The organism is Aliiroseovarius sp. xm-d-517 (assembly GCF_013283135.1).
GTDB classification, from domain to species: Bacteria; Pseudomonadota; Alphaproteobacteria; order Rhodobacterales; family Rhodobacteraceae; genus Aliiroseovarius; species Aliiroseovarius crassostreae.
The window spans coordinates 1,024,881-1,050,536 of record NZ_WBXT01000001.1; the positions used below are offsets into that span (position 1 = coordinate 1,024,881).

22 protein-coding genes and 1 tRNA gene are annotated in these 25,656 nt (G+C 59.2%); 7 read left to right on the top strand and 16 right to left on the bottom strand.

What is annotated here, in order from left to right; translation table 11 throughout:
• Positions 1-77 precede the first annotated feature (77 nt).
• Positions 78-3,179 carry a ribonuclease E/G gene (locus XMD517_RS04855; protein ID WP_173486423.1) on the bottom strand — a complete coding sequence of 1,034 codons (3,102 nt, stop codon included), beginning with the start codon at positions 3,177-3,179 and terminating at the stop codon, positions 78-80.
• Between the two features lie 817 nt (positions 3,180-3,996).
• The gene (locus tag XMD517_RS04860) at positions 3,997-6,537 is read right to left on the bottom strand and encodes a penicillin-binding protein 1A (RefSeq protein ID WP_173486424.1); all 2,541 of its coding nucleotides are present in this window, start codon (positions 6,535-6,537) and stop codon (positions 3,997-3,999) included.
• Positions 6,538-6,853: 316 nt separating this feature from the next.
• Between XMD517_RS04860 and XMD517_RS04865 the strand changes: the two genes are divergently transcribed.
• Both XMD517_RS04865 and XMD517_RS04870 read left to right on the top strand, forming a co-directional pair.
• Positions 6,854-8,677: a M3 family oligoendopeptidase gene (locus tag XMD517_RS04865; RefSeq protein WP_173486425.1), complete on the top strand. Its 1,824-nt coding sequence runs from the start codon at positions 6,854-6,856 to the stop codon at positions 8,675-8,677.
• Between the two features lie 75 nt (positions 8,678-8,752).
• Entirely contained in the window at positions 8,753-10,072 is a 1,320-nt protein-coding gene (locus XMD517_RS04870) for an isoprenylcysteine carboxylmethyltransferase family protein (RefSeq protein WP_173486426.1), read from the top strand.
• Positions 10,073-10,120: 48 nt separating this feature from the next.
• On the opposite strand, the gene XMD517_RS04875 is transcribed toward XMD517_RS04870, so the two are convergent.
• Both XMD517_RS04875 and XMD517_RS04880 read right to left on the bottom strand, forming a co-directional pair.
• Positions 10,121-11,242: a serine/threonine protein kinase gene (locus XMD517_RS04875; RefSeq protein ID WP_173486427.1), complete on the bottom strand. Its 1,122-nt coding sequence runs from the start codon at positions 11,240-11,242 to the stop codon at positions 10,121-10,123.
• Positions 11,243-11,424: 182 nt separating this feature from the next.
• Positions 11,425-11,694: a DksA/TraR family C4-type zinc finger protein gene (locus XMD517_RS04880; protein WP_055191724.1), complete on the bottom strand. Its 270-nt coding sequence runs from the start codon at positions 11,692-11,694 to the stop codon at positions 11,425-11,427.
• A gap of 124 nt (positions 11,695-11,818) precedes the next feature.
• Here XMD517_RS04880 and XMD517_RS04885 point away from each other — a divergent pair, with 124 nt between their 5' ends.
• A complete protein-coding gene (locus XMD517_RS04885; protein WP_173486428.1) occupies positions 11,819-12,994 on the top strand; it encodes a dipeptidase in 1,176 nt (391 codons plus the stop codon).
• Positions 12,995-13,099: 105 nt separating this feature from the next.
• Here XMD517_RS04885 and rpoH read toward each other — a convergent pair whose 3' ends face one another.
• Positions 13,100-13,996: an RNA polymerase sigma factor RpoH gene (rpoH, locus tag XMD517_RS04890; protein WP_055191723.1), complete on the bottom strand. Its 897-nt coding sequence runs from the start codon at positions 13,994-13,996 to the stop codon at positions 13,100-13,102.
• Positions 13,997-14,563: 567 nt separating this feature from the next.
• Between rpoH and XMD517_RS04895 the strand changes: the two genes are divergently transcribed.
• Entirely contained in the window at positions 14,564-15,091 is a 528-nt protein-coding gene (locus tag XMD517_RS04895) for a hypothetical protein (RefSeq protein WP_173486429.1), read from the top strand.
• A 119-nt stretch (positions 15,092-15,210) separates the two neighbouring features.
• Here the strand turns inward: XMD517_RS04895 and XMD517_RS04900 are convergent, their stop codons facing one another.
• The 3 genes from XMD517_RS04900 to XMD517_RS04910 all read right to left on the bottom strand — a co-directional run bounded on the left by XMD517_RS04900 (position 15,211) and on the right by XMD517_RS04910 (position 18,366).
• The gene (locus XMD517_RS04900) at positions 15,211-15,594 is read right to left on the bottom strand and encodes a hypothetical protein (protein ID WP_173486430.1); all 384 of its coding nucleotides are present in this window, start codon (positions 15,592-15,594) and stop codon (positions 15,211-15,213) included.
• 254 nt (positions 15,595-15,848) lie between these two features.
• The gene (gene cls, locus XMD517_RS04905; protein ID WP_173486431.1) at positions 15,849-17,327 is read right to left on the bottom strand and encodes a cardiolipin synthase; all 1,479 of its coding nucleotides are present in this window, start codon (positions 17,325-17,327) and stop codon (positions 15,849-15,851) included.
• A 4-nt stretch (positions 17,328-17,331) separates the two neighbouring features.
• A complete protein-coding gene (locus tag XMD517_RS04910; RefSeq protein ID WP_173486432.1) occupies positions 17,332-18,366 on the bottom strand; it encodes an RluA family pseudouridine synthase in 1,035 nt (344 codons plus the stop codon).
• On the opposite strand from XMD517_RS04910, the gene XMD517_RS04915 reads away from it, so the two are divergent.
• Entirely contained in the window at positions 18,365-18,688 is a 324-nt protein-coding gene (locus XMD517_RS04915) for a DUF6476 family protein (protein ID WP_173486433.1), read from the top strand. The two genes, XMD517_RS04910 and XMD517_RS04915, sit on opposite strands and share 2 nt — an antisense overlap.
• Positions 18,689-18,835: 147 nt before the next feature.
• On the opposite strand, the gene XMD517_RS04920 is transcribed toward XMD517_RS04915, so the two are convergent.
• A tRNA-His gene (locus XMD517_RS04920) sits at positions 18,836-18,912 on the bottom strand.
• Between the two features lie 129 nt (positions 18,913-19,041).
• Here XMD517_RS04920 and XMD517_RS04925 point away from each other — a divergent pair.
• Entirely contained in the window at positions 19,042-19,272 is a 231-nt protein-coding gene (locus XMD517_RS04925) for a DUF6324 family protein (RefSeq protein ID WP_055191708.1), read from the top strand.
• A gap of 137 nt (positions 19,273-19,409) precedes the next feature.
• Here XMD517_RS04925 and XMD517_RS04930 read toward each other — a convergent pair whose 3' ends face one another.
• Both XMD517_RS04930 and XMD517_RS04935 read right to left on the bottom strand, forming a co-directional pair.
• Positions 19,410-19,877 carry an MmcB family DNA repair protein gene (locus XMD517_RS04930; protein ID WP_254449699.1) on the bottom strand — a complete coding sequence of 156 codons (468 nt, stop codon included), beginning with the start codon at positions 19,875-19,877 and terminating at the stop codon, positions 19,410-19,412.
• A gap of 416 nt (positions 19,878-20,293) precedes the next feature.
• Positions 20,294-20,629 (bottom strand): hypothetical protein, encoded by a 336-nt coding sequence (locus XMD517_RS04935; protein WP_173486434.1) that lies wholly within the window; start codon positions 20,627-20,629, stop codon positions 20,294-20,296.
• Between the two features lie 189 nt (positions 20,630-20,818).
• Here XMD517_RS04935 and XMD517_RS04940 point away from each other — a divergent pair, with 189 nt between their 5' ends.
• A complete protein-coding gene (locus XMD517_RS04940; protein WP_173486435.1) occupies positions 20,819-21,202 on the top strand; it encodes a hypothetical protein in 384 nt (127 codons plus the stop codon).
• 96 nt (positions 21,203-21,298) lie between these two features.
• On the opposite strand, the gene nusB is transcribed toward XMD517_RS04940, so the two are convergent.
• The 5 genes from nusB to XMD517_RS04965 form a co-directional block, all read right to left on the bottom strand.
• On the bottom strand, positions 21,299-21,766 hold the full coding sequence (gene nusB, locus XMD517_RS04945; RefSeq protein ID WP_055191702.1) for a transcription antitermination factor NusB: 468 nt from the start codon (positions 21,764-21,766) through the stop codon (positions 21,299-21,301).
• Positions 21,763-22,326: a 6,7-dimethyl-8-ribityllumazine synthase gene (locus XMD517_RS04950; RefSeq protein WP_055191700.1), complete on the bottom strand. Its 564-nt coding sequence runs from the start codon at positions 22,324-22,326 to the stop codon at positions 21,763-21,765. The genes nusB and XMD517_RS04950 overlap by 4 nt, the downstream gene beginning before the upstream one ends.
• A 2-nt stretch (positions 22,327-22,328) precedes the next feature.
• A complete protein-coding gene (ribB, locus tag XMD517_RS04955) occupies positions 22,329-23,459 on the bottom strand; it encodes a 3,4-dihydroxy-2-butanone-4-phosphate synthase (protein ID WP_173486436.1) in 1,131 nt (376 codons plus the stop codon).
• Positions 23,460-23,597: 138 nt separating this feature from the next.
• On the bottom strand, positions 23,598-24,233 hold the full coding sequence (locus XMD517_RS04960) for an NYN domain-containing protein (protein WP_173486437.1): 636 nt from the start codon (positions 24,231-24,233) through the stop codon (positions 23,598-23,600).
• A 331-nt stretch (positions 24,234-24,564) separates the two neighbouring features.
• Complete coding sequence (locus tag XMD517_RS04965) at positions 24,565-25,545, bottom strand: MBL fold metallo-hydrolase (protein WP_173486438.1); 981 nt, start codon at positions 25,543-25,545, stop codon at positions 24,565-24,567.
• Between the last annotated feature and the right edge of the window lie 111 nt (positions 25,546-25,656).

Below are 25,656 nucleotides of genomic sequence, written 5' to 3' on the forward strand. Positions count from 1 at the left end.
ACGCGCACAGGCGGCCCCCCGAAAAGAAAAAAGCCGGGCAGATGCCCGGCTTTTTCGTATCTTCGCCATGTACGACCTTACTGGCCCAGCGACCACCAGCCTTTGCGCTTGGGCTTGGGGGGCGTGTCCTCTTTTACAGCGGTCGTTGACGCCTCTTCCGTCACAGGGTCTGCCATGGGTTCTGAGGGGGCCACGCTTGCCGCTTCAGAGGGCGTTTCGGCGGCTGCCTCATCTGCAGGCGCAGGGGTGGGTTCCACGGTGACGCCCACCGGCTCTGCTGCAACCACGGCCTCTGCCGAGGTTTCTTGCTCAGCACTTTCAGGCGCAGGTTCCACGACCTCGGCCGCTTTCTTCTTACTGGTCGAAGTCGAACGTTTGCGCGTGGTCTTCTTCGGCTTCACCTCACCTTCGGCAGGTGCATCGCTCGCCGCCTCAGTGGCCTCGCCTGTCACCGCATCAGCACCCTGCTCAGAAGAGGCGACCTCAGCCTCTTTCTTTGCCTTGGAGCTGCTCGACTTTTTCCGGGTTGAGCTGCTTTTACGCGTGGTTTTCTTGGGCTTATCTTCCGCAGGCGACACAGCGTCAGAGGCGTTTTCCCCAGCCTCTTCCCCAGCCTCGGGCGCAGCAGCTTTCTTCTTGCTGGTCGAGCTTTTCTTGGTTGTTGAGCTTTTTCTGGTCGTCTTGCTGGTGGATTTGCCGCTGGTTTTCTCCGGCTTGGCAGCGTCTTTTTCTGCCTCGTCAGCCGCCTCGGCAGGGGATGCATCCCCGCCGGCATCCGCACCCTCACTGGCCGCGTCACCTGGCGCTTCGCCGTCCGATGCCTTTGCGTCTTCGGCCCCGTCAGCGTTCTCATCCGAACCGTCGGTGGTCTCTCCGTTTTCGCCGTTCTCACCGTTCTCGCCATTTTCGGAACTGGAGCTGCGACGGCGGCGGCGACGACGGCGGCGCTTCTTGGGCTTTTGCTCCTCGTCCCCTGAGGGGGTCGAAGCCTCTGCCGGCGCGTCCTCGGAAATCACCTCGGCCTCTTCCACCTCGTCAATCTCACTCATCAGTGAGGCATCCGCCGAGACCAGCGCAGCCGCTTCCGGCACCACCCGGGTGGCGGTCTTGAACTTCTCGATGGCGAAATCGGGTGAAATCAGGAACGGATCGGCTTCGATCCGCACCGCCATGCCATAGCGCGCTTCGATCTGGGCGATATGTTCACGCTTGTTGTTCATCAGGAAATTGACGATGCCAACCGGTGCTTTCACCAGAACCTCGCGTGAACGACGACGCACGCCTTCCTCTTCCAGCTGACGCAGGATATTGAGAGCCAGATTGTCGTCGGACCGGATCAGACCGGTGCCGTGGCAATGATTACACGGCTGGGTCGTGGCCTCGATCATGCCGGGGCGCAGACGCTGGCGCGACATTTCCATCAGACCAAAGCCCGAGATCCGGCCCACCTGAATGCGCGCGCGGTCGGTCTTGAGCTTGTCTTTCATCCGTTTTTCAACGGCGGAGTTGTTGCGGCGTTCATCCATGTCGATGAAGTCGATCACAATCAGCCCGGCAAGGTCGCGCAGACGCAGCTGGCGCGCCACCTCTTCGGCGGCTTCCAGGTTAGTCTTGAGCGCGGTTTCCTCGATCGAGCCTTCCTTGGTGGCCCGACCCGAGTTCACATCAATCGCCACCAGAGCTTCGGTCACGCCGATCACGATATAGCCACCGGATTTCAGCTGCACCGTCGGGTTGAACATGCCCGAGAGGTAGCTTTCCACCTGATACCGCGCAAAGAGCGGCATCTGATCCTGGTAGTGTTTCACGTTTTTCGCGTGGGACGGCATGATCATTTTCATGAAGTCCTTGGCGGTGCGATAGCCGGCGGCGCCTTCAACAAACACCTCGTCGATCTCACGCGAATAGAGGTCGCGGATCGTGCGTTTGATCAGGTTGCCTTCTTCATAGATCTTGGCCGGGGCAATGCTTTCCAGCGTGTGGGTGCGGATCTGCTCCCACAGGCGTTGCAGATATTCATAATCGCGCTTGATCTCGGTCTTGGTGCGCTTGGCGCCCGCGGTGCGGATGATCAGACCTGCGCCCTGCGGCACGTCGATCTCGGTGGCGATTTCCTTGAGTTTCTTGCGGTCGGTGGTGTTGGTGATCTTGCGCGAAATGCCCCCACCGCGCGCGGTATTGGGCATCAAGACGCAGTAACGACCTGCCAGAGACAGATAGGTGGTGAGCGCGGCCCCCTTGTTGCCACGTTCTTCTTTTACAACCTGCACCAGCATGATCTGGCGCACCTTGACCACTTCCTGGATCTTGTAACGTTTCTGGCGCGGTTTGCGGCGCGGACGGATGTCTTCTGAGCTGTCATCATCCGCAACGCGTTCGATCTGATCGTCTTTTTCGTCAGCTTCGAGCGGATCATCTTCGTCGCCGTCATCGTCGCCATTGCCATCATCAGCATGGTCGGCGTCTTGCGCATCATTGGCAAGGTCAGCGGCCTGATCTTCGGCAGCTTTTTCAGCCACATCACCAGCATCCGCGCCCTCTTGAGCAGATGTCTCCACCGGGGTCTCTGCTGCGGGCGTGTCCTGCGTGTCGCTCTTTTCGCCGTCGTCCGCCTGCTGTGCGTCCGTTGCATCCTCTGCCGGTTCCGCAACCGGGGTCTCATCAACCAGATCCATCGGCGAGTGGCCTTCAAGCGTGTCCGCGCCACCTTGGTCCAGGTCGATCACATCCATACCGGACGCCGAGCTCTCCACCGGTGCCTCAGAAGGTGTTTCCACCTCTTTGGTTGCCACCGCATCTGCCGATTTGGTCTCTTCCGCTTTGGATTTGGATTTCGAGCGGCGGCGGCGGCGCGATTTGGGCTTTTCGTCTTCCGCAGCCTGCGCCTCGGCATAGGCGCGTTCTTCTTCCAACAGCGCCTGACGATCCGCAACCGGGATCTGGTAATAATCCGGGTGAATTTCCGAAAACGCCAGGAAACCATGACGGTTCCCGCCATAATCCACAAAGGCCGCCTGCAGTGAGGGTTCAACCCGCGTCACCTTGGCCAGATAGATATTGCCAGCTAGCTGACGTTTGTTTTCCGATTCAAAGTCAAATTCCTCGACCTTGTTGCCGTCGACCACAACAACGCGGGTTTCCTCCGCGTGGGTGGCGTCGATAAGCATCTTTTTAGCCATATTGTCTTTCTGCACCCGTCATCAGGCGCACGTCCCGGCCGATCTGGCGGGCGCGTGTGTCTGGAAGGGTGGCTTGTCTGGGCGAAAAGTTGCGAGGGGGACAGCAATACCGTCAGGGGCGTCGGCCCCTGATCAAGTCTCTGCTCTGTCCTCACACGCATCATCGCGTTTCTTCTCCGGTGCCGGCGGCCATCCCGGTGCGGTTCCCCGCACCTCTCATAAAGGCGGTTTCCCGCGCTTTGTTCAAAGGCAGTTCCCTGCCCGGTGGCCCGCCCGGCCCCAATTATGTGCCGCCCCCAGTTGACCGGGGTGCGGCGATGTATCCGATCAGATCACGGTCGCTGTGCCGTGTAGGGTTCCGATCTTCAATTCCTGTCGTCCGAGGGGGTATTCAGCCACATATCTGGCGAACCTACCTAGCGCGACGCTCTCAGTCCGTTTCTCAGGCTTGGGCAATTTATCCCCGCGCCCCGGAGAAACCGGCAAAATTCTCGGGAAAAGCACACTCCTGGTGGCTCTCCGTAATATGCAACATAGGTGGCAAGGGGGGGGGATGACAATGGGCAAAATGCAGCGCAGCAATGCAAATCCCGATTTAACCCCGGTCACAGTCGCACGGCGCGTGGCCAACCCCTCTGGGAAACAGGCTCTCGCCAAAGGCGTGAGGGCACGATCAAAACACCGGAATGCGTGTAAAACCACCATGAAAGAGAGGGTATTCCCCCTCTCCCTCATGATTGACGGCCCTTATCCGGCAACCTTTGCACGGGCCCCCGTGGGGAGAGCCTCCTAAAAAGTGGCCGAGAGACTGAACGCCTCAATACTGACCACCGGAAGAGAGCGAGCCGAAATCGGCCTTGCCGGGCACCACCACCTTCTCACCGGTGGATGTGGTCACCACCGAGTTCCCATCACTTTCGCTCGGGGCAAACAGCGGCAGGTTTGACCCCATGGCAAAGCCACCGTCAAACATCACACCAAACAGCGGCTCTTCGCCATCACGGAAATATTCCGCCACCACATGCTCCCCCGACGCATCATTGGGAAGACGTGCACCGGTGAAGCGGTCGATCTTGATGAAATGCCCCCCTTCGGGCACTTTGAACGCCCCGCCGCCATATTCCTTGATCGCCTCTTTCATGAAGCTGTTGAAAACCGGGCCGCACATGCCCCCGCCCGACGCGCCGGGCATGGTGCGGGGACGGTCATAGCCGATATAACAGCCCGCCACGATATTCGAGGTAAAGCCCACGAACCACACGTCGCGCGCGTCATTGGTTGTGCCGGTCTTGCCGGCAGTCGGCACCGGCAGGTTCACCGTGCGCGAGGCCGTGCCGCGCTCGACCACTCCCCGCATCATCGAGGTCAGCTGATAAGCCGTGATCGAATCCATGACCCGCTCGCGGTTTGACACGATCCTGAGTTCCGCCCCATCGGCAAGTTGCGGATTGGCGCAATCCACACAGTCGCGCCGATCATGACGATAGATCGTCTTGCCCCAACGGTCCTGCACCCGGTCAACCAGCGTCGGCTCTACCCGCTCACCGCCATTGGCAAACATCGCATAGGCCGCCACCATCTTGAACAGCGTGGTCTCTTCCGACCCTAGTGAGTTCGCAAGAAAGGGGTTCATCTCCTCATAGACGCCAAACCGCTCGGCATAGGCCGCCACGGTATCCATCCCGATTTCCTGCGCAAGGCGCACGGTCATCAGGTTGCGCGACTGTTCGATCCCCGTGCGCAGCGGCGTGGGCCCGTAGAATTTGTTCGACGCATTCTTGGGGCGCCAGACCTTGCCGCCGCCCACCTGCACCTCAATCGGCGCGTCGATCACGATGGTTGCGGGCGAAAACCCACTGTCCAGCGCCGAGGCATAAACAAAGGGTTTGAAACTCGATCCCGGCTGACGGGTGGCCTGGGTGGCGCGGTTAAAGACGCTGTCCTGATAGGAAAAGCCCCCCTGCATCGCAATCACGCGCCCCGTGTTCACATCCATCGCCATGAACCCGCCCTGCACTTCGGGAACCTGGCGCAAACTCCAGCGCAGGAATGCGCCATTGTCGTCAACCAGGCGGCGCACCAGCACCACCTCACCCTGTTTCAGCAGGTCGCTGGCCACGCGGGCACTGCGCCCGAGCTTGCCGGTTTCCGGGTTACGGCGGCGCGCCCATTGCACGTCCTTGGCCGCAATCCAGTGACCATCCTCATCGTTCTCGACACCTTCGATGCCAATCCGCGCATCGTTTTTGCCCAGTTCCAGCACCACGGCGGGCAGCCAGCCCTCAATGTCACGTGGCATTTTTGCCTCGGCAAGCGCCGCGCGCCAGCTGGTTTGCGCCTGCAACTTATCAACCGGGATGGTCACACCGGTCGGGCGCCAGACACCTTGACGGCGATCATATTTCTCAAGCCCGTCCCGCAGGCTTTTGGCCGCCACATCCTGTAGATGAGGATCCACCGTGGCCCGCACGGTCATGCCGCCGGTGAAAAACTCTTCTTCACCGAAATCGCGTGACAGCTGACGGCGGATTTCATCCGTGAAATAGTCGCGCGGCGGCAGATCCTGGCGAAAGGCCGGGAAATCCCCCGCCTGCACCGAGCGCAGAGGCATTTCCAGCTCAGCCGCATAGGTGGCCTGATCCAGATAGCCGTTCTGATACATCTCGCGCAGCACATAATTGCGCCGCTCCAGCGCCTCCTTGCGATTGCGCACCGGGTGCAGCTTGGCAGGTTTTTTCGGCAAGGTCGCCAGATAGGCCGCCTCATGCGGGGCAAGCTGATCCAGCGTCTTGTTGAAATAGGTCTGCGCCGCTGCGGTCACCCCATAGGAATTCTGCCCAAGAAAGATCTCGTTCAGATAAAGCGCAAGGATCTGGTCCTTGTCGAGAGAGTTTTCCAGCCGCACCGACAGGATCAGCTCCTTGATCTTGCGCTCGGCAGACCGTTCCGACGACAGAAGGAAGTTCTTGACCACCTGCTGGGAAATCGTCGAAGCCCCCCGCAGGCGCCCCCCGCGTGCAGCTTCGATCGCCGCCGCCACAATCCCACGCAGGTCAAACCCCTTGTGGTTATAAAAATTCTTGTCTTCGGCCGAGATGAAGGCCTGCTTCACCATCTCCGGGATCTCATCCGCGGGGGTGTAAAGACGGCGTTCGCGGGCGAACTCATCCATCAGGTTGCCTTCACCCGAATAGACCCGGCTGATCGTCGCGGGCGTGTAATTCGCCAACTGCTCGTGACTGGGCAGGTCCTGCGAATACATCCAGAACACGCCACCAACCACCAAGGCGCCCATAAAGACCCCAATGGTAAGGAAGGTGAAAATCGAGCCAAAAATGCCAAGTATGAATCGGACCACGCGCGCCTCCGGGTTTTGTCCATCTTCCTATAAAGGGCGCGCAGGCGGGGGTCAAAACCCAAGCGCGGGGAAAAATCGGCCAAAACACGCCCGTTTGCGCCCCGGTTGCGATGCCCGCGCGCGCTTTCGCTCTTTTCCTTCTCCAAATACCTCGGGGTGAGCGCAAAGCGCGAGGGGCAGCGCCCCTAATTTGGGCCCCGATTTCTGCCCGGAATTCTCCCGGGATATTCTCAGCTTCCGCACCTTCACCGCATCGCCATTTGCATCCCCCTCTCCCCGCGCCTATGTCTTGGGGAACTGATTTACCGGAGGCCCCATGTTCCACCCCCTTCCCTTTCCCGTTCTTGATGCCAATGCCGGGTCCGGCACCGACAGTTTTGGCGAGTTGCCAAGCTGGGATCTGACCGATCTTTATGCGTCAGAAGACGCCCCTGAACTTGCCCGCGATCTGGACTGGATCGACAGCGCCTGCGCCGAGTTTGCCGAGACATATCAGGGCAAACTGGCAGATCTCGATGCGGCGGGAATGCTGGAATGCATTCTGGCAGATGAAAAGATCACCATGATCGCCGGGCGCATCATGTCCTTCGCCGGCCTGCGGTATTATCAGGAAACCACGGATGCAGAACGCGCGCAGTTTTTCCAGAACTGTCAGGAACGCATCACTGTCGGCACCGCCCCCCTGGTGTTTTTCTCGTTGGAAATCAACCGTCTGGATGATGACCTTCTTGAGGCATGGTTTGCCGAAAACGCCAAGCTTGCCCGCTACAAGCCGATCTTTGACCGGATGCGTGCGCTGCGCCCGCACCAGCTCTCGGATGAGCTGGAGCAGTTCCTGCATGACAAATCATCGGTGGGCGCCGGGGCCTGGAACACGCTGTTTGATGAAACCGTCGCGGGGCTGATGTTCACCGTGAACGGGGAAGAGCGCAACCTTGAAGCCACCGCCAACCTGCTCACCGAACACGACCGCCCGACCCGAGAAGCCGCCGCGCGTGAAATCGCCCGCGTGCTGGGCGAAAACATCAAGATCTTTGCCCGCGTGCACAACACGCTGGCCAAGGAAAAGGAAATCGAAGATCGCTGGCGCAACATGCCCAGCCCGCAGATGGGTCGCCACCTGTCCAACCATGTGGAGCCGGAGGTGGTCGAGGCGCTGCGCAATGCCGTGGTCGCCGCCTATCCGCGCCTGTCGCACCGTTACTACGAGCTCAAGCGCAAATGGCTGGGTCTGGACGTGATGCAGGTCTGGGACCGCAACGCGCCCTTGCCGATGGAAGATGACAAGCTGGTCGATTGGCCCGCGGCAGAGAAAATCGTGATGGAGGCCTATGGTGATTTTGATCCCCGTATGGCCGAGATCGCCAAGCCGTTTTTCACCGATGGCTGGATTGATGCAGGCGTGAAACCGGGCAAGGCGCCGGGCGCTTTTGCCCACCCCACCGTGACCGACGCCCACCCTTACGTGATGCTGAACTATCTCGGAAAACCCCGTGATGTCATGACCTTGGCCCATGAACTTGGCCATGGTGTGCATCAGGTTCTGGCCGCTGATCAGGGGGAACTTCTGTCCTCCACCCCGCTGACACTGGCGGAAACGGCCTCCGTCTTTGGCGAAATGCTGACCTTCCGCAAACTGCTCTCAGAGGCGAAAACCAAGGAAGAGAAAAAGGTGCTTCTGGCCGGCAAGGTCGAGGACATGATCAACACCGTGGTGCGCCAGATCGCGTTTTACGATTTCGAATGCAAACTGCATGAGGCGCGCGCCGAGGGGGAACTCACCCCCGATGACATCAACGCCCTGTGGATGTCGGTGCAGGCGCAAAGCCTTGGCGACGCGTTTGACTTCATGGAAGGCTATGAGACCTTCTGGTCCTATATTCCCCACTTCGTGCATTCGCCCTTCTATGTCTACGCCTACGCGTTTGGTGATGGCCTCGTGAACGCGCTTTATGCGGTCTATGAAGAAGGCGATGCAGACTTCCAGGACAAGTATTTCGAGATGCTGAAAGCAGGTGGCGCCAAGCACCACAAAGAGCTGCTCGCCCCCTTCGGGCTGGATGCGTCCGACCCCAAATTCTGGGACAAGGGCCTTGCCATGATCGAAGGGTTCATTGACGAACTTGAAGCGATGGAGTGAGGCACCTTTTAAAAAACGTGCCAAATGTCCAACCTTTGCTAAGATACCCTCGAGGAGCGGCAAAGGTTGGACCCCATGACCCTATCACATAAGACGGCCCCGCCGAAATCCGCCACCAGCCAATGGACGGTGCTTTTGGGGCTGTGCGGCTATTTCAGCGCGCTTTACCTGCTGCGGGGATCTCAGCTGAGCCGGGTTGAACTCGGGGCTGCGGCCATGGTGGCCACGGCGCTGCCAATGCTGTTGCATGAGGTGTTTATTGAACGCAGTTACCGGCGCAGCTCATCCGGATTGACCGGCTTTGCCGCCCTCTCCCGGGCAGAGATCGTCTGGGCACGTGTTGGCGTCAAACTGATCGGCCTTGCGGGCACATTGGCGCTGATTGCGCTTTTTTACTGGTTGTTTCCCGAATACCACCGGGATTTTTACCAGCCCTTCTGGACCGCCTGCCGCAGCTATCTGCCGATCCTTCTGGCCTTGGCGCTGCCCTATTTCTCGGTGATTGATGCGCGTATGCAGTCGCCGAAAGACGGGTATTATCACGCGGGTCTGCTCTTTCTTTTCCGCCTGGACAGGGTGGATCGCGCGGCCTTGCGCGATCATGCGCTTGGGTGGCTGATCAAAGCGTTTTTCCTGCCGCTGATGTTTGTCTACTTCAGTGCCAACGCAACCTCGCTGATCACGATAGATCCTTTTTCCGCCACAGACAGCATCCGGGCGGGGGTCAATTACATCTCCCGGCTCAGCCTCGGGATTGACCTTGCTTTTGTCAGCATCGGCTATGTGCTGACCCTGCGCCTGACCGACAGCCATATCCGCTCGCCCAACCCGCTGTTTTGGGGCTGGGTGGTCACGCTGGCCATGTATGTGCCGTTCTTTTCGGTGATCGGGCGCAAATATCTGGAATATAATGACGGCATTGGCTGGCTTGACATGTTCGGTCCCGACCAACAGGGCTGGGTCCTGCTCTGGGGCTTTGCAATTGTGCTCAGCAAGCTGCTCTGGGCCTGGTCCAACATGTCCTTTGGGATCCGGTTTTCCAACCTGACCCATCGCGGCATCATCACCAACGGGCCGTTTCGCTGGTTCCGCCACCCCTCCTATTTCTTCAAGAACATCTCGTGGTGGTTGCTGGCGGTGCCGTTCTTTTCACTGGAAAGCCCGCAGGAGGCGCTGCGCAATTCCCTTCTGCTGATGGGGATCAACCTGATCTATTACCTGCGCGCCAAAGCGGAAGAGGCCCACCTGTCGCAAGATCCGGTCTATGTGGAATATGCGCTGTGGGTGGAACAGCACGGGGCGCTCAGCCTGCTGCGAAAGGCACTGCCCTTTCTGCGTTATCGCCCGCCTGCCACCCTGTCAGATCCGGCCCCGGCCACACAATCCGGGCAATGAGGGACGCGCACGCCCCTCATCCAACCAGGCATTTTCCGGCGCAAAACCTTAAAGATTTGGGAAATAATCCTCGCATTCCCCATCGCGATAGACATCCGCGGTGCAGCAGTGCAGGCCGCCTCCGAAGGCATAAGCGTCGCGCAGCTCGACCTCGACCACTTCCATGCCCAGCTTGTCCATCTGCTCCGCCTGATAAACCTCTGACTTCTCGACACAAACCGTTTTCGGGTCCAGCACCAGCACGTTCATGCTGAGCCATGTGGAGGAATAACAGAGCGGCGGCGGGGTGTTATGGGCAGGCTGGGCGGCATCCACGATCTCCCATCCGTTCTTCTCAAACATCCCGCGCTGCTCTTCCGGCAGGCGGCGTTGCGGGTTGTTCACGATCAGCCCCGGTCGCAGCGGCGTAAAGGTCGCGTCGATATGGATCGGATAGGGATCCCCGGGGAAGTTCACCGTGTGCACGCGATGATCGGGGAAGTGACGGCGCAGCCATTCGATGCCCTTCAGATTGGTGGTGAACCCGTGTTGCACCACCAGATCACGGCCAAAACGCAACACGTCCGCCGCGTCAAACAGTGGCTCTTCCTCGGTGGTGACAAAGAACTTTTCCGCCGCCCATTCCAGACGCTTTTCCACGCCGATCTTGTCCGACAGGTAATCCGGGTGGTAATCGGCATCGGTCAGGCGCGGCTTCGGCGCGGCTTCATGGCGGAAATTGGGGTCCTCTTCCCAGTATTTCTTGAGCAGCGGGCGATAGTTCAGATATTCAAACCAGCGGCAGCGATAGGACATGGTGGCCTCAAGCATCTCATGGCCCACGGTCAAGAGCACATCGCGCGGCGGCATACAGCCGAACTGGCTGTCGGTGTGGAAATCCGGGGTGGTCACGGGTTGCGCGTGGTCAATCGACACCGGGCGATCCACGCGAATGCCACGCGCGCGCAGTTGGTTGGCGAAATTGTCCAAAAGTTCATTGGCGCGATCAATGGTTTCCTGCGGGCGACGGCCCCACTGGCCACGCATGTCGCTATCCTCGGGCACTTTCGCGTCCAGCGCCGGCTCTTCCGGCGGAATATGGCAATCATCGGCGCGCCCCACAATCACATGGCGCAGCGTATCCCATTCATTCCAGCTTTTGACTTCAGTTTTTTCCGGCGACCAGGCCATGTATGCCTCCCTCAGACGACTATAGGCGGGGAGACACAGGCGGGGCCCTCAATCTCCCGATTGAAAGTCCCGGCGTACAGGAGCGTAGAAAAGGAACCGAGGATACCCTCGCGGCGACGCCATCGCCGTGTCCTGTCAGGGTTCTAGCACCCATTTGAAAAGCGAAAAAGAGGATTTCGCCCCTATTTCAACTGGCTGTCTTTTGACCCCCGCCGGTTGATACCCGGACGCTGCTTGAACGCCGCATCGCGGTCACGCACGCAGTCGATACAGAGCTTCACACCGGGGATGGCCTCACGTCGGGCCTGGGGGATTTCCTCTTCGCATTCCGCACAATGGGTAAAGCTCTCCCCCACCGGGGACGCCTTTGCCCGCATCCGGGCCAGTTCATCCGACACTGACGCTTCGATCTGTTCACTGACTGCGCCATCGCGCGCCCATCCACCAGCCATGAGGATCTCCTTTCCCTCTCAAATCTACCCCACAACCGCCGGCATTCAAGCCGGTTTCCGCCGGGTTATCATTGGCAAACGGCGCCCCTTTGCGGTTCAATCAAAAAAACAGGGAGTAAGCGGTATGAAATGGGTCAAGCGTGGGCTGGCGGTGGTTCTCGGATTGGGGGTTCTGGCGGGGGCCGGATTTCTGATCTTTGCGCCGCGGATGGCAGATCAGGCGATGAACCCGGTGAATGACCACGCCCCCTACCCCATCTCAGACGCAGCCCGGGCATTGCATCAAAGCCTTACCATCGGGGACTGGCACGCCGACAGCCTGCTGTGGAAACGTTCGCTGCTGGAGCGTCATGACTATGGCCATGTGGATCTGCCGCGCCTGCAGGAAGGCAATGTGGCGGTGCAGGTGTTCACGGCGGTGACCAAAAGCCCGTCTGGTCTGAATTACGACGAGAACGCAGCGGATGCCCGCGATGACATCACGCTCCTGGCCGTGGGGCAGCTCTGGCCGCTGCGGACCTGGAGTTCGATCCTTGAGCGCGCGATTTATCAGGCCGAGCGGCTGCATGGGTTTGCAGCACAGGCCCCGTCCGATCTGCGGGTGGTCCGAACGCTTGGCGATCTGGAGGCGGTGCTGGCGGCACGCGCCGAGGGCGCCGATATGGTGGCCGGCATTCTTGGCGTCGAAGGGGCGCATCCCCTTGAAGGCAAACTGGAAAACCTCGACCGGCTGGAACGCGCCGGATATCGCCTGATCGGTCTTCAGCATTTCTTTGACAATGAATTGGGTGGGTCGCTGCATGGGCAGGGCAATCACGGGTTGACCGATTTTGGCCGTCAGGTGGTGGCTGAGGTCGCCGCGCGCGGGATGGTGCTGGATCTGGCGCATTCCAGCACACAGGTGGTGCGCGATGTGCTGGCCATGACCGACATGCCGCTGGTGATCAGCCATACCGGCCTGCATTCCCATTGCCAGACCAAGCGCAATATTCCCGATGACCTGATGCGGCAGGTGGCGGCCACCGGTGGTGTAATCGGCATTGGATATTGGGCGGATGTGACCTGTGATGACAGCCCGGCAGGGGTGGCCGCAGCAATCAGGGCAGCAATCGCTGCGGTGGGCGAAGACGCGGTCTCATACGGGTCGGATTACGATGGCACCGTGCGCGTGGGGTTTGACACGTCGGACCTTGCGGCCTTGACGCAGGCCATGCTGGATGCCGGGCTGAACGAGCGTCAGATCCGCAAAGTGTCCGGGGAAAACATGCTCCGCGTTTTGCGGGCGCGCCTCCGCCCCTGACTCTGGCCCTGTCTCTGGCCCTGGCCCTTGCCACAAATGAAAAAACCCGCGCCTGAAAGCGCGGGTTCCGGGGTGTCCCATCCCGGCGCGGATCAACGGCGCGGATCAGTTGTGCTCCAACAGACCCTTTTCCATCGCCAGCTCCTGCATCCGTTTCTGCAGCTTCTCAAATGCCCGCACCTCGATCTGGCGGATCCGTTCACGGCTGACATCATAGACGCTCGACAGATCCTCCAACGTCACCGGTTTGTCTTTCAAGCGACGCTGGGTCAGGATATCCTTCTCGCGGTCATTCAGCACATCCATCGCCTGTGTCAGCAGCTCGCGCCGCACCTCAAGCTCGTTTGTTTCCGCATAATCGGCGGCCTGGTCGGCATCTTCATCCTCCAGCCATTCCTGCCATTCCATCGCCCCTTCGCCATCGGCAGACACCTGCGCGTTGAGCGAGGCATCCCCCCCTGACAGGCGGCGGTTCATCGAGATGACCTCTTCTTCCGTCACATTCAGATCATTGGCAATCCGGGCCACATTTTCCGGGCGCAGGTCGCCATCTTCCAGCGCGCCAATCCGCGCCTTGGCCTTGCGCAGGTTGAAGAAGAGTTTTTTCTGCGCGGAGGTCGTTCCCAGTTTCACCAGCGACCAGCTGCGCAGGATATATTCCTGAATACTGGCGCGGATCCACCACATGGCATAGGTCGCCAGACGGAACCCTTTTTCCGGGTCAAACCGTTTCACCGCCTGCATCAGGCCGACATTTGCCTCGGAAATCACCTCGGCCTGCGGCAATCCATAACCGCGATAGCCCATGGCAATCTTGGCCGCCAGTCGCAGGTGCGAGTTCACCATCTGGTGGGCCGCATCCCGATCCTGATGGTCCACCCAGCGTTTGGCCAGCATGTATTCCTCTTCCGGTTCCAGCATCGGAAACTTGCGGATGTCCTGTAGATAGCGGTTCAAGCCCCCTTCCGGGGTCGGCGCCGGCAGATTCTTGTAGTTGCTCATCGTCTCTCAGGCCCTCCCGGCCATAGTCTCAGGCCCGAAATCGGGCCAAACTTATTCTGTGTGCTTCTTGAATGTATCAAGGCTTAACATCCAGATAGGATCTCTCTTGCAGGTTTCAAGTCCTCATAATCGAGGCAAGATGAAAAACCGTTAAAATCAGTTTATCGCTATATGCCCTCAGGAGCAGCCCTTGTGAAGCGACCTCACGGCTTCGTGCTTGAGGTTACATTGCGGGGAACACCAACTGCAGTCTGACCACCTGATGCCGTATGCTCCGGATGTCGGCGCCTCACATTTCCCACAGGTTTCGAGCATGTCCCTCATGGCCAACATCCCGCCCCGTCTTTCGAAGCAGTTCTTGCAATGAATACCCTCGATAAGAGAAATGGTGGACTTGGAACCACCTGACATTGTAACAAGCAATTATGTTTCCGAAGCCGGGCTTTATGAGCCTCATCAGACCTGTGACCCGGCTAGGACATCAGTATGGCGCCCTGTTTTGGCCTGTCAGATTTGGCTGTCAGATCGGGCGTTCTTTGCAAGTGTGAATGATTAAGGAGTTTGTTCATGAATTTCAAAAAGCTATCTCTTATCTCGGCCCTGGTCCTGGGACTGGCAGGCTGTAACGCCGAAACGCAGCAAGCCATGAAGGATGGTCTGCGGTCAGGCACGGCGCTGGAACGGATCGCGGCGTCCGGGTCATTTGTCGTAAAATCCGAACAGCATCTTGTCGAAAGATCCAAGGCACAGATCATGTCGGCGCTCGAAGATTTCTCAAGCCGGTGTCTGTCTGTCAGTGTCAAATACGGGCGGTTCCCGGGGGATGCCGCGGCGCAGATTGATTACGTCCCGCTCTTTACCAATGAAGATGGCACCACCCGCCATGTCCTGTTCCGCAAAATCGGCGGGCATTCCACCCTCGTCTTGGGCAAAGGTGGCAAAGGGTTCAATGCGGCGGTGTCGACGCGGATTGAACCGGTGAATGCCTCCTCCACCAAATTGACGATCGCAGCAACCGTGGGGCTGTCCAGCTATGTGAAGACGCTGGTCGCTGCCGCCCGTGGAGAGAGCATCGTCTGCCCGAAACTGCCCTAAAGCAGATGCCCGGGAACAGGCGCCACGGCCCTGTTCCCGATCTGATCCCGGTCTGGCCCAATCTGGTCATGGACGCGCTCAAATGCGCCTGCCCATGGCCAGATCACCTCTGGTTCAGATCACTTCACGGATTGTTCGCGCCCGTAAGACGAGGTCGTATTCGTGAGACAGGGCCGCCGCAACGGCAGAACCCGCCCGTTTTCCAGAAGATGGACAATGTGCCCATCACGGTTGGACGTCATTCTCAACTCATAGCTCGCGCCCGGTTTCGGCTCAAACAGATGGTCGACAACAACAGTGCCATCGATCTGTCTGCCGACCGTTTCAAACACCGTTCGCAGGTTGTAGGTCTTGCCCGGCGCGACGGCAATCGAACGCGGCAGATCCGCATTTCGAACCACGCCCTGGGTCTCAAACCCGCAGGTTGTCACCTCTTCGGCGATATAGACATTGGCACGACGCACCGCGAGCAGCGCCCCGCCAAGTTGCGGTGTGAGCTGCAAATTAACACCTGTCGTGGGTGACTGATAATCCGAAACGGTCGAGACACAGGCGGTGAGCAAGCTTGCCAGACAAGCTGAAAGGACAAATTTTTTCAAAACAATATGGACCTTTTACGGGTTGAACAAAAAACGTGCGTTTCAACCATTTCCTGAACGCCGCCCGAAGACAACCAAAAACTGGTGATCAGAGCTGTTTTTTCTGCACATCGTGCCAGGCGCCATCCCCAGATAACTGGCGAACCCATCTGATCCCCCTACAGCAGCGGTGCCATGGTCCCCACCGCGTTCATGACCAGCCGGCGCAGGCGCGACCATTGCGCCACATCTTCTGCATCAATCTCGTAAGCGTCTTCCCGAAACGCCTCTTGCTGAAGGCGGATTTCGCGGGTGAGCGCGGGGTCGTAGAGCAGCATCGTGTTTTCAAAGTTCAAATCAATGCTGCGCCTGTCCAGATTGGCAGAGCCAACAAACGCCACTTCCCCATCCACGGTGATCAGCTTGGCGTGCAAAAGACCCGGCTTGAACTCGTTGATCTCGACCCCGGCACGCAGGAAACTGGCGTAATAGCTTTTCGAGGCAAGGTTCACCACCCAGCTGTCATTGCGGGCCGGCAGGGTGATCTGCACCCGCACCCCCCGTTTCGCTGCCGAACAGATCGCCTGATGCAGCGCCTCGGACGGCACGTAATATGGCGTGGTGATCATCACCTCATGCTGGGCAGAGGCCAGAAGGGTCTGGATCATGTCCGACACGCCTTCGCGCGTCTGCACCGCCCCGGTGCCCGCCATCACCCCGACAAATCCCGCCTCCTCCCCTTCGTGACGTGGATCAGGGGCGGGACGTTCCAGCAGGGCCGAGATATCCTCCCCCCCATGGGCCATCCAGTCGCCGATAAACAGCCGCTGTGCCTGCCACGCAACCGGTCCTTCGATCCGCAGCATCGTGTCGACCCAGGGGGCATATTTGGCCTTGATGCGAAATTCGGGATCGGCGCAGTTCTGGCTGCCCAGATAGGTCACACCATGATCAATCACCACAATCTTGCGGTGGTTGCGAATATCCAGCCGCTGGTAAAGCGCGGCAATCAGCGGATAGGAGATGTCAAAGGCCACAACCGTCTGAACGCCTGCCTGTTGCATCTCGCGCCATAGCGGGTGGGACAACAGCCTGCGCGCGCCAAGCCCGTCAACAATCACCCGCGCAGATACCCCCCGCCCGGCCGCCGCCATCATCGCGCGTGCCACCCTTGTGCCATTTTCATCCGGCAGCCAGATATAAAACAACAGATGGGCATGATCCTGCGCGGCTTCGATATCCGCCACCAGCCAGTCGATGCTCTCATTGCTGTCCGCGGTAAGTTCCGCCCGGTTGCCGCCAACCGGGGCAAATCCGTTCACCGCAGCCGCACGGGCAAAGCTTGGCCGATAAGGCGACGGGATATCCGGGGAAGGAACATCCCCCTGCGGATGACGGGCCAACGCCTTGCGCAGCGTGGTCAGCTTGCGATCCATGCGCCAGCTCGCACTCGGGTCACCAAAAAAGAAATAGGCGATGATGCCCAGCCCGGGCAGCGCCATGATCACAGCCACCCAAGCCAGCCGCGATGCGGGCGAGCGATGGTCGCGGGTCAGGGCCCGCCCCATCACCGACAGGTGCAACAGAAAGACGAACAACGTCCAGCCAGATGCCCAGTCGGACGGCCAGTCGGTCAGAAAATCCGTTGCCCAATCCATGAGCTTATCCGTTTCGAAGAGCCTCTATCAGGGCCAGCATATCGTCCGGCAACGGCGCTTCAAAGCTGAGTTTTTCACCACTCACAGGATGTTTGAACCCCAAAGTGGCCGCATGAAGCGCCTGACGGGGAAAGACACGCGCAGCCTCAATCGCCCCTTCCCCGATCGCCTTGGCATTCAGTTTGCGCCGGCCTCCATAGGTCGGATCGCCGATCAATCCGTGGCCCGCATGGGCCATATGCACCCGGATCTGGTGGGTGCGCCCGGTTTCCAGCCAGCAGTCCACCAGCGCAGCCTGGGCGGGCGTGCCGAAGGCCTCGATAATGCGCGCGCGTGTCACCGCATGGCGCCCGCCGGAAAACAGCACCGCCTGTTTCTGCCGGTCTGTCTTGTGGCGGGCAAGCTGCGTGGTGATCTTGAGGATATTGCCCGGCTCAAAGCTTGCCCCTTTCACGCCCCCCAAACGCGGGTCAGCCTGATCCGGCGCCCCATGCACCACGGCGCGGTAATGACGTTCGGCCGTGTGGGCGGCAAACTGTTCGGCCAGCCCGTGATGCGCCGCATCCGATTTTGCCACCACCAGAAGACCTGACGTGTCCTTGTCAATCCGGTGCACAATCCCCGGGCGCGCCACGCCGCCCACACCGGACAGTTCGCCTCCGAAATGATGCAGCAGCGCATTGACCAGCGTCCCCCCCGGCGAGCCCGGCGCGGGATGCACCACCATGCCCGCAGGTTTGTTGACCACAATCAGGTCATCATCCTCATGCACGATATTCAGCGCGATATCCTCAGGCCCGATATGGCTTTCCACAGCCTGCGGCACGGCAATCACCAGCACATCGCCCTCGGCCACCCTGGCGCGGGGATCGGTGATGACCTCACCGGCGCGGGTGATCGCCCCCTCGGCCAGCAGTTTTGCCAGACGCGAGCGCGACAACGCAGCTTCTTCTGGCACATCACGGGCAATCGCCTTATCAAGACGCTTGGGCGGGTTTTCCGCGATCACAACCTCAATCAGGTGCACAGGGGCCGACATGGACAACACTCCTCAGGACGAAATCACCACGGAGACCCCGATCGACGGCACCGTGCGCTTTCTGAAAATTCTTGTGACCACGCTGACCGCAACCACGATTATTGGTCTCATAGTGCTGATCACGGTGATTGTCATGCGCTTCCAGCAAGAAAGCATGGTGCCGTTGCCACAAGAGCTGGTTCTGCCGCAGGGGGCTGTGGCGGTTGCGGTGACACGCGGTCCGGGTTGGTTTGCGGTTGTAACGGAAGATGAGCGGATCTTGATTCTCGAACCGGACGGACGGACCATTCGCCGCGAGGTGGCGATTTCAAAGGCACCGTGAACCGCACCGTAAACCGCACCCTGAACCGACAACCTGCGGAGCACATTCAGAAAATCCGCATGGCAACAAAAAAGGCACCACCGGATCAAACCAGTTGGTGCCTCTCTGTCCTCTCTCACCTTCACCATTTTGGCGGCGGTGGGAGGGTGGTACCGACACCCCGGCTCGAACGGGGGACCTCTTGATCCACAATCAAGCGCTCTAACCTACTGAGCTATGTCGGCACGTGAGCTGCGTCTTAAACCGAGCCTTCATCTTGCGCAAGAGGTGATGCTTGAAAAATTTTGAAAAGATCCGTAACTCGGGGGAAGATTTTTACGAGGCCCCGATGGCGGGCCGGACAGGAGCACCTGATGGGTATCAACGACGAAAGAGATATCGAAGCCAATCTACAGATCGGGCCAACCACCGACGGGATGGTGCGGTTGTTCGTGGAGGGCGGCGGGATCGAGATCCCGATGGATTTCGACCCGGAAGAAGCCGATGAAATTGCCGAGGAATTGCAGGCAGCGGCGGCACAGGCGCGTGCGATCTTGCAATCCGCTGCGGATAAATCGGACAAGGGCGGCAAAAAGAAACGCTGATCCCATTGTTTTCATGGTGGCCAGAGTTTCCATGGGTGAACAGAGGGGCGCTGCCCCTCGCCTTTGCAAGGCTCACCCCGGGATATTTCTGGCAAGAGGAAGAGGCGCGGATTTCCGGGCCTTTTTTGCTCCGGGCGTCAATTCGAGACAAGCGCCGCCACGCCGGGATCCCGAAAAGCGTGCAGGCGGCGCGCGGCATGGGTGGCAAATTTCTGGACCAAAGCTTTGCGCCTTGCGCCAGCCAGCCGATCCTCGGGCCCCATGCGCAGGATGTCGGCATCATAGCCATCCGCAATGATCAGCCCGGTGTCCTCGGGCAAAAGCGCGGTCGGGAAATCCGCGTCAACCGCCCAGAAATAGCGATCACACCATTCGAGATAGCCTTGCCATTTCCGATCGGAGGTAAAGTCCTCTCGGCTTGATTTGCATTCGATCACCCAAATCTCACCTTTTGGTCCCAGCGCCATCACGTCAACCCGCAGGCCACGTGCGGGGACCAGTTCTTCCACCGTCACAAATCCATGAGAGATCATGTGGCGGCAGACGCCACGGGCGAGGATCTGTCCGGGTTTCCGGTCGGGCTGCATGTCATTTGGCTGGGTCATATGCCATGTGAACAATTCATGAACAAATTGTCAATGGAGAGAGGGGTAAGGGAGCGGGAGATCGGTGATCCTACTCAGGATGCCTCTTGCATCACGCCCCCCCTGCCCCTATCTAGGCGGAGGCGGTTTCTGCCCTTTTTGTCACATGCGGGTAATATTCCGGTGGCCTTAAGCAATTCTGAGGGAGCTGGCTCTGGCATAGCCGTGGCTTTGTTACCTGGCGCCCACCTGTACATACAGGTCCTCAGGAATTCAGACCCCGACGACTGCGTGCGGTTCCGCCACCTTTATTCCGACCTTTGCTTCGCTGTTCCTCAGACAAAGAAAGCCCGCCAAGTGGCGGGCCTGAAACTTACAACTTTGACCTCTGGCACGCGGAGAAGTTTAATCTTTGTCCTTTCGGGCCAGAAAGAAGTTTAAACTTTGCCCCGCGGGTCGGTGATCCGGGGCTGACGATCTGCCCGTGCTTCGACCGGCACCGGGATCTGGGTGGCGACGGGAATGCGCTTGCCTTTGCCCGGCCCCTTGTCTTCGTTCCCCATTCGCATGATCACGATGGCAAACTGCACGCCGGAAAACACGATCCCATTGAACATGACCAGCATGGCAAGCGCGACCCACCCCATGTCAGAGTTTGAAATCAGGTGCCAGAGGTTCGCCACATTCAGATAGAGCAGCGCGCCAACAAAGATCGCGGACAGTCCAAAGCCAATCAGAACATGGGTGATATAAAGGCGGACAAATTTGGGCATGAGATTCCCCGGAGTTGTTTCATCCAACAGTCTAGCAGCTTACCAAGGAACGGAAAGGGGCACAGGGTCGCATCCCGCCAGATCGGCGCATTTCATCCCTCCACCCGCTCCGGTTCGATTTGATTCAAGACAAGGTTCACGCCGCAACGATCCCCTAAACTGGCCCCAAGACACCAAAAGGATATCCTTATGTTTCATAAACTTACCGGATTTTTTGCCGCAACGGCCACCCTCGCCTTGATGACCGGGGCCGCCACGGCCGAAGACTGGAGCCGCATTCAGACCGAAGAGGCCTTCAAGGGCTTGGCAGTGGGGCCGGTCTGGCATTTCTCCTCAGGCACACAAGAGGCGTTCGAAGACGGGACATTGACCGGTCATGTGCCGGGCTACGGCAATTTTCGCGGCACCTGGGAATGGCGCGACGAGATGTATTGCCGCAAGATCGATTTTTATGAGATCGACAAGAAAGGCGATGATTGTCTGATCATCGAAGCGCAGGGCAACGAAATCCGGATCACCCGTGATTTTGGCAAGGGCAAATCCTATACGGCCCGGTTACAACCCAAAGAATAATACATCTATTTCAGATTGTTACACGGATCAGAACAGAAAAAGGCCAGACAGTGCGTCTGGCCTTTCCTTGTTTGTAAATGGGCAGCAAACCGGAGGTCAGAACGCTTCGGGCTTGGCCTCACGGGCCATGTGATCCAGAACCGCATTTGTGAATTTCGCCTCGTCCCCCTCCGGGAAAAACGCCTTCACCACATCCACGAATTCAGTGATCACGACCTTCGGCGGCGTGTTGCTTTCGACCAGTTCGGCGCCTGCGGCACGGAAGGTGGCCCGCAAGGTCGGGTCAATGCGCGCAATCGGCCATTTTGCCACCAGCGCACGATCCGTCATCTGGTCGATCTTCGCCTGATGGTTCACCGCATCTTCGATCAGTTTGCGAAAGAGCTTGGTATCGCCTTCCGCCATGGTGTAGCCATCGAATTCTTCGCCAAAGCGGAAATCTTCGAACTCCACCCGCACCTTGTCCACGGTCTGACCGGCCGCTTCCATCTGAAAGAGGGCCTGCACCGCAAACAGGCGGGCTGCGGATTTCATCTGACGTTTCTGGTTGCCGGAAAGGGTCATGCCGAGGGGGTATCCTGCGAGGTTTCTTGTGCATTCCCAGCCAGGCGATAGCTTTCCCCCATGGGCTTGAAGCCGATCCCCTTGCTGGTGTCGCCCCATTTGCGCGAAAGCGCGATCAGATGCAAGGCCGCAGCAGCAGCCCCGCCGCCTTTATTTTGCCCCTCAACCTCGGCCCGCACCTCTGCCTGGGGGCGGTTTTCCACGGTCAGGATGCCGTTTCCGATGCACAGACCGTTCAGGCCCATCAGCTGGATCGCCCGCGAACTGTCATTGCAGACCGTCTCGTAATGTGTTGTTTCGCCACGGATAACACAGCCAAGCGCCACATAGCCGTCGAAGTTGGACATCCGTTCGGCGATGGAAATCGCGGTGGGCACTTCCAATGCGCCCGGCACTTCCACCAGGTCCCAGCTGCCCCCCACGGCCTCAATTTCCGCCTTGGCCCCGGCCACAAGATTATCAGCAATGTCCTTGTAATACGGCGCCACCACGATCAGCAGCTTGACCGGTTTGTCAAATTCCGGGCGCGGCAGGATATAGTGTTGTTCAGCAGCGGCCATGATCAATCCTCCTGAATGGGGCGGGTGGCGGTGATGTTCAGCCCATAGGCGTCGACACCGATATAGCGGGTATCGGGGCTGTCGGTCAGCAGCACAAGGTCGCTGAGGCCCAGCGCCGACAGGATCTGCGAGCCAAGCCCGATATTGCGCACGGTGCCGGGTTCTTCTTCATCGCGGGCATAAAGCGTCTTGCGCGGTTCACGGAACAGGCAGACCACGCCACGCCCTTCCTTGGCAATGATCTGCATGGCGCGCGGCAGCTCATCGGCCGGTTTCGGTCCCATCCCCAGCACATCCTGCGCTTCATTCAGCGCATGGGTGCGCACCAGAACGGGATCAGCGGTGGAGATGTCGCCCTTGATCAGTACCACATGTTCGATCTCGTGGGTCAGGTCGGTGAAAATGCGCATTTCCCACTCCCCTCCATATTCGGAGGTGATCTTCTCGCAGCCGGTTTCGCGCACAAGGTTGTCGTGGCGGCGGCGATAGGCAATCAGGTCCGAGATCGTGCCGATCTTCATCCCGTGTTTCTTCGCAATTTCAACCAGTTCCGGAAGGCGGGCCATGGTGCCGTCCTCATTCATGATCTCACAGATCACACCAGAGGGGTTGCGACCAGCCAGCCGGGCAATGTCCACGGCGGCCTCTGTATGGCCGGCCCGCACCAGCACCCCGCCATTGCGAGCACGCAGCGGGAAAATATGGCCGGGGGTGGCAATTTCGGCCGGACCATTGGCCGGGTTGATCGCAGCGGCCACGGTCAGCGCACGGTCAGCGGCGGAAATGCCGGTCGACACGCCTTCGCGCGCTTCGATCGAGGTGGTGAAGGCTGTTTCATGACGGGACGAGTTGTGCATCGCCATCATCGGCAGTCCCAGCTCTTCGATCCGACGTGCTTCCATCGGCAGGCAGATCAACCCGCGCCCGTGGGTGGCCATGAAATTCACGACCTCCGCAGTACAGGCATCTGCCGGGATCACAAAATCCCCTTCGTTTTCGCGGTCTTCATGATCCACGAGAATGATCATCCGTCCCTTGCGGGCCTCTTCGATGATCTCCTCGGCCGGGGAAATGGCGTCGGCAAGGCTGGCCTCGACCGGGCCCGGCGTTTCATAGGTGGTGCTGTCGCTCATGTCAGGGGTCCCCAGATGGCAGTTCCAGTTCTTTGGCCCGCAATACCTTAGCCCAGAGGGCAAGGAAAGCCAAAAGGCGACAGTTTGACCCGCACACGCGCGCGTGGTCATGGCAATTGCGCGTGGCGGGTGCCTTTTTCAGGTTCTGAGCCTGATCCGCGTTTGCTGTCCACTGCCCTCGATCTGGTATTTCTCGGGACGGGCTTCGAAGTATTTTCGCCAGGTTTTCTCATCGAAATCCGCAAGCGTCACCCTGGCCTGAGACACCACATTCGGGTTGACCTGCGCAATCAACAACCCTGCGGGGCTTGCCGCGAACACCTCTTCGACCCGCCGGTCATTTTCCCCCGGCGGTGAGGCAATGGTCACCCAATCGCTACAGGATTTGCGGAAATGCTCGGGCGCTTTGCTCTCTCCGACCCCGACCACCCAAACGCCCCGCTCGCGCAACAGCGTTGCCGCGTGCGAGAAGTCGCCATCCGAGCTGGCAAGGACCACACAGGTCACACGACGATCCAGGCAAAGCTCCATCGCCTCCAGTGCCAAAAGGATATCGGCCGCGTTCTTACCAGTCCCGGAATGCACCAGCTTGATGCCCGGCGCCTCATCCCAACCGGGAATGCGTTTGGCATTGCCATAAACCCGGCGAATGGTCAGCTCCCCTGCTCGCCTTGCCTCGATAATGATTTTCCCAGCCAGCGCACTGGATATATTCTCTCCGTCAATCAACAGGGCCACCTGCCTGATCGCCGGAGAGAGATCGTCCTTCGCCATAAATTAACCTCCTCAATAAATTCAATCATTAAAGCGTTTCGAGATTAACTTGAGATATGTGTTTATTCCGAAACGCCCACGACATTGAAATCTCTTGCGGCGTTTCGGCTTTTCCCTGTCTCGGGTTAAAGTCGAAACGCATTAGAGGAAAGATAAGCGAGCGCCTCCCAATTGCGAGTAGATCAAAGGATTGGGCTCGGGGAGCTTGATGGCGTGTGGACGGCGGGATCATGGCATCTGACGCAGGATCGTCTGGGACTTTCAATCGGGCGGCCCCGCGTCCGACACCGCCCGGACACCGCCCGGTCACCGCCTGGTCTGTTCTACGAGATCAGAATTGCCACAAGGCCGGCACAAAGCGATAGGCGTCGCCATCGCGCGCCACATGGCCGACACCGGGGAACGGGAAGTGATAGCCCAGAACCGCAATCCGGTCGGTTGCGGCCATATCCAGAAGCCGCTTGCGGGTGGCGCCCGTTTGCGCCCCATCCGCATCGCGGCCACTGAACCATTCAGGATGGGCGAAATTCAGCACCGCATGGGTCATGCAATCGCCCAGCGCCAGAAGTTGCTGCCCCTCGCTTTCCACCATCACCGACATATGGCCCGGCGTGTGGCCAGGGCTGTCGATCATGCGAATGCCCGGCGCAATCTCCTGATCATGGCGCGCAAGCGTCCATTCCAGACCTTCGGCATTGATTGAGTTGACCGCCCCCAGCACGAATTGCTGATCCTCCGGGGCCACCCGGTTCACCAGCCCATCCTGCAACCAATGGGCCCGCTCGGCCTCTCCGATCACGTATTCGGCGTCGGGAAGGATCGGTTCGTCGAAATCATCGCGAATGCCCCAGATGTGATCCGGGTGGGCATGGGTGATCGCCACATGGGTGATGGCAAACGGGTCGATCCCGGCGGCTTCAAGGTTGCCCATCAGTCGCCCGGTGGTGTCAAACCATCGGTTGCCGGATCCCACATCCACCAGAACCTTAGCCTCCCCCAGTTCGATATACATGTGATTGGTGTGAGAATATCCCATTTCAGGATCAATCAGATGTTCAGCCAGAAAAGCACGTCGCTCCTCTTGCGGTGCATTCATCGCCTGCCCCCCGAATGGGAGGGTGAAAAACCCATCCGAAACAATGGTGATCCTTGCCTGCCCGAGCGTGAAGCTGAAATGTGCGGGATTGCCCTCTGCAGGGGCGCCAAGCATTGCTTTTGCCGTGGCGGGCATGGCAAAGGCAGGGGCCAGCGCGGCCATGCGCAACAGCTCACGTCTGTTGAAATTGGGGCGAGTGGGTTTGAACAGGCTCATCACGGGCTCCCTTGGATGGTTCACCCGTCAAGTCATATGCGAATTTATGAATTTAGCAACAGGAGTGTTGCCCCAATGAAACCAACCAGTGAGATCACCCCGGTGTAGCCA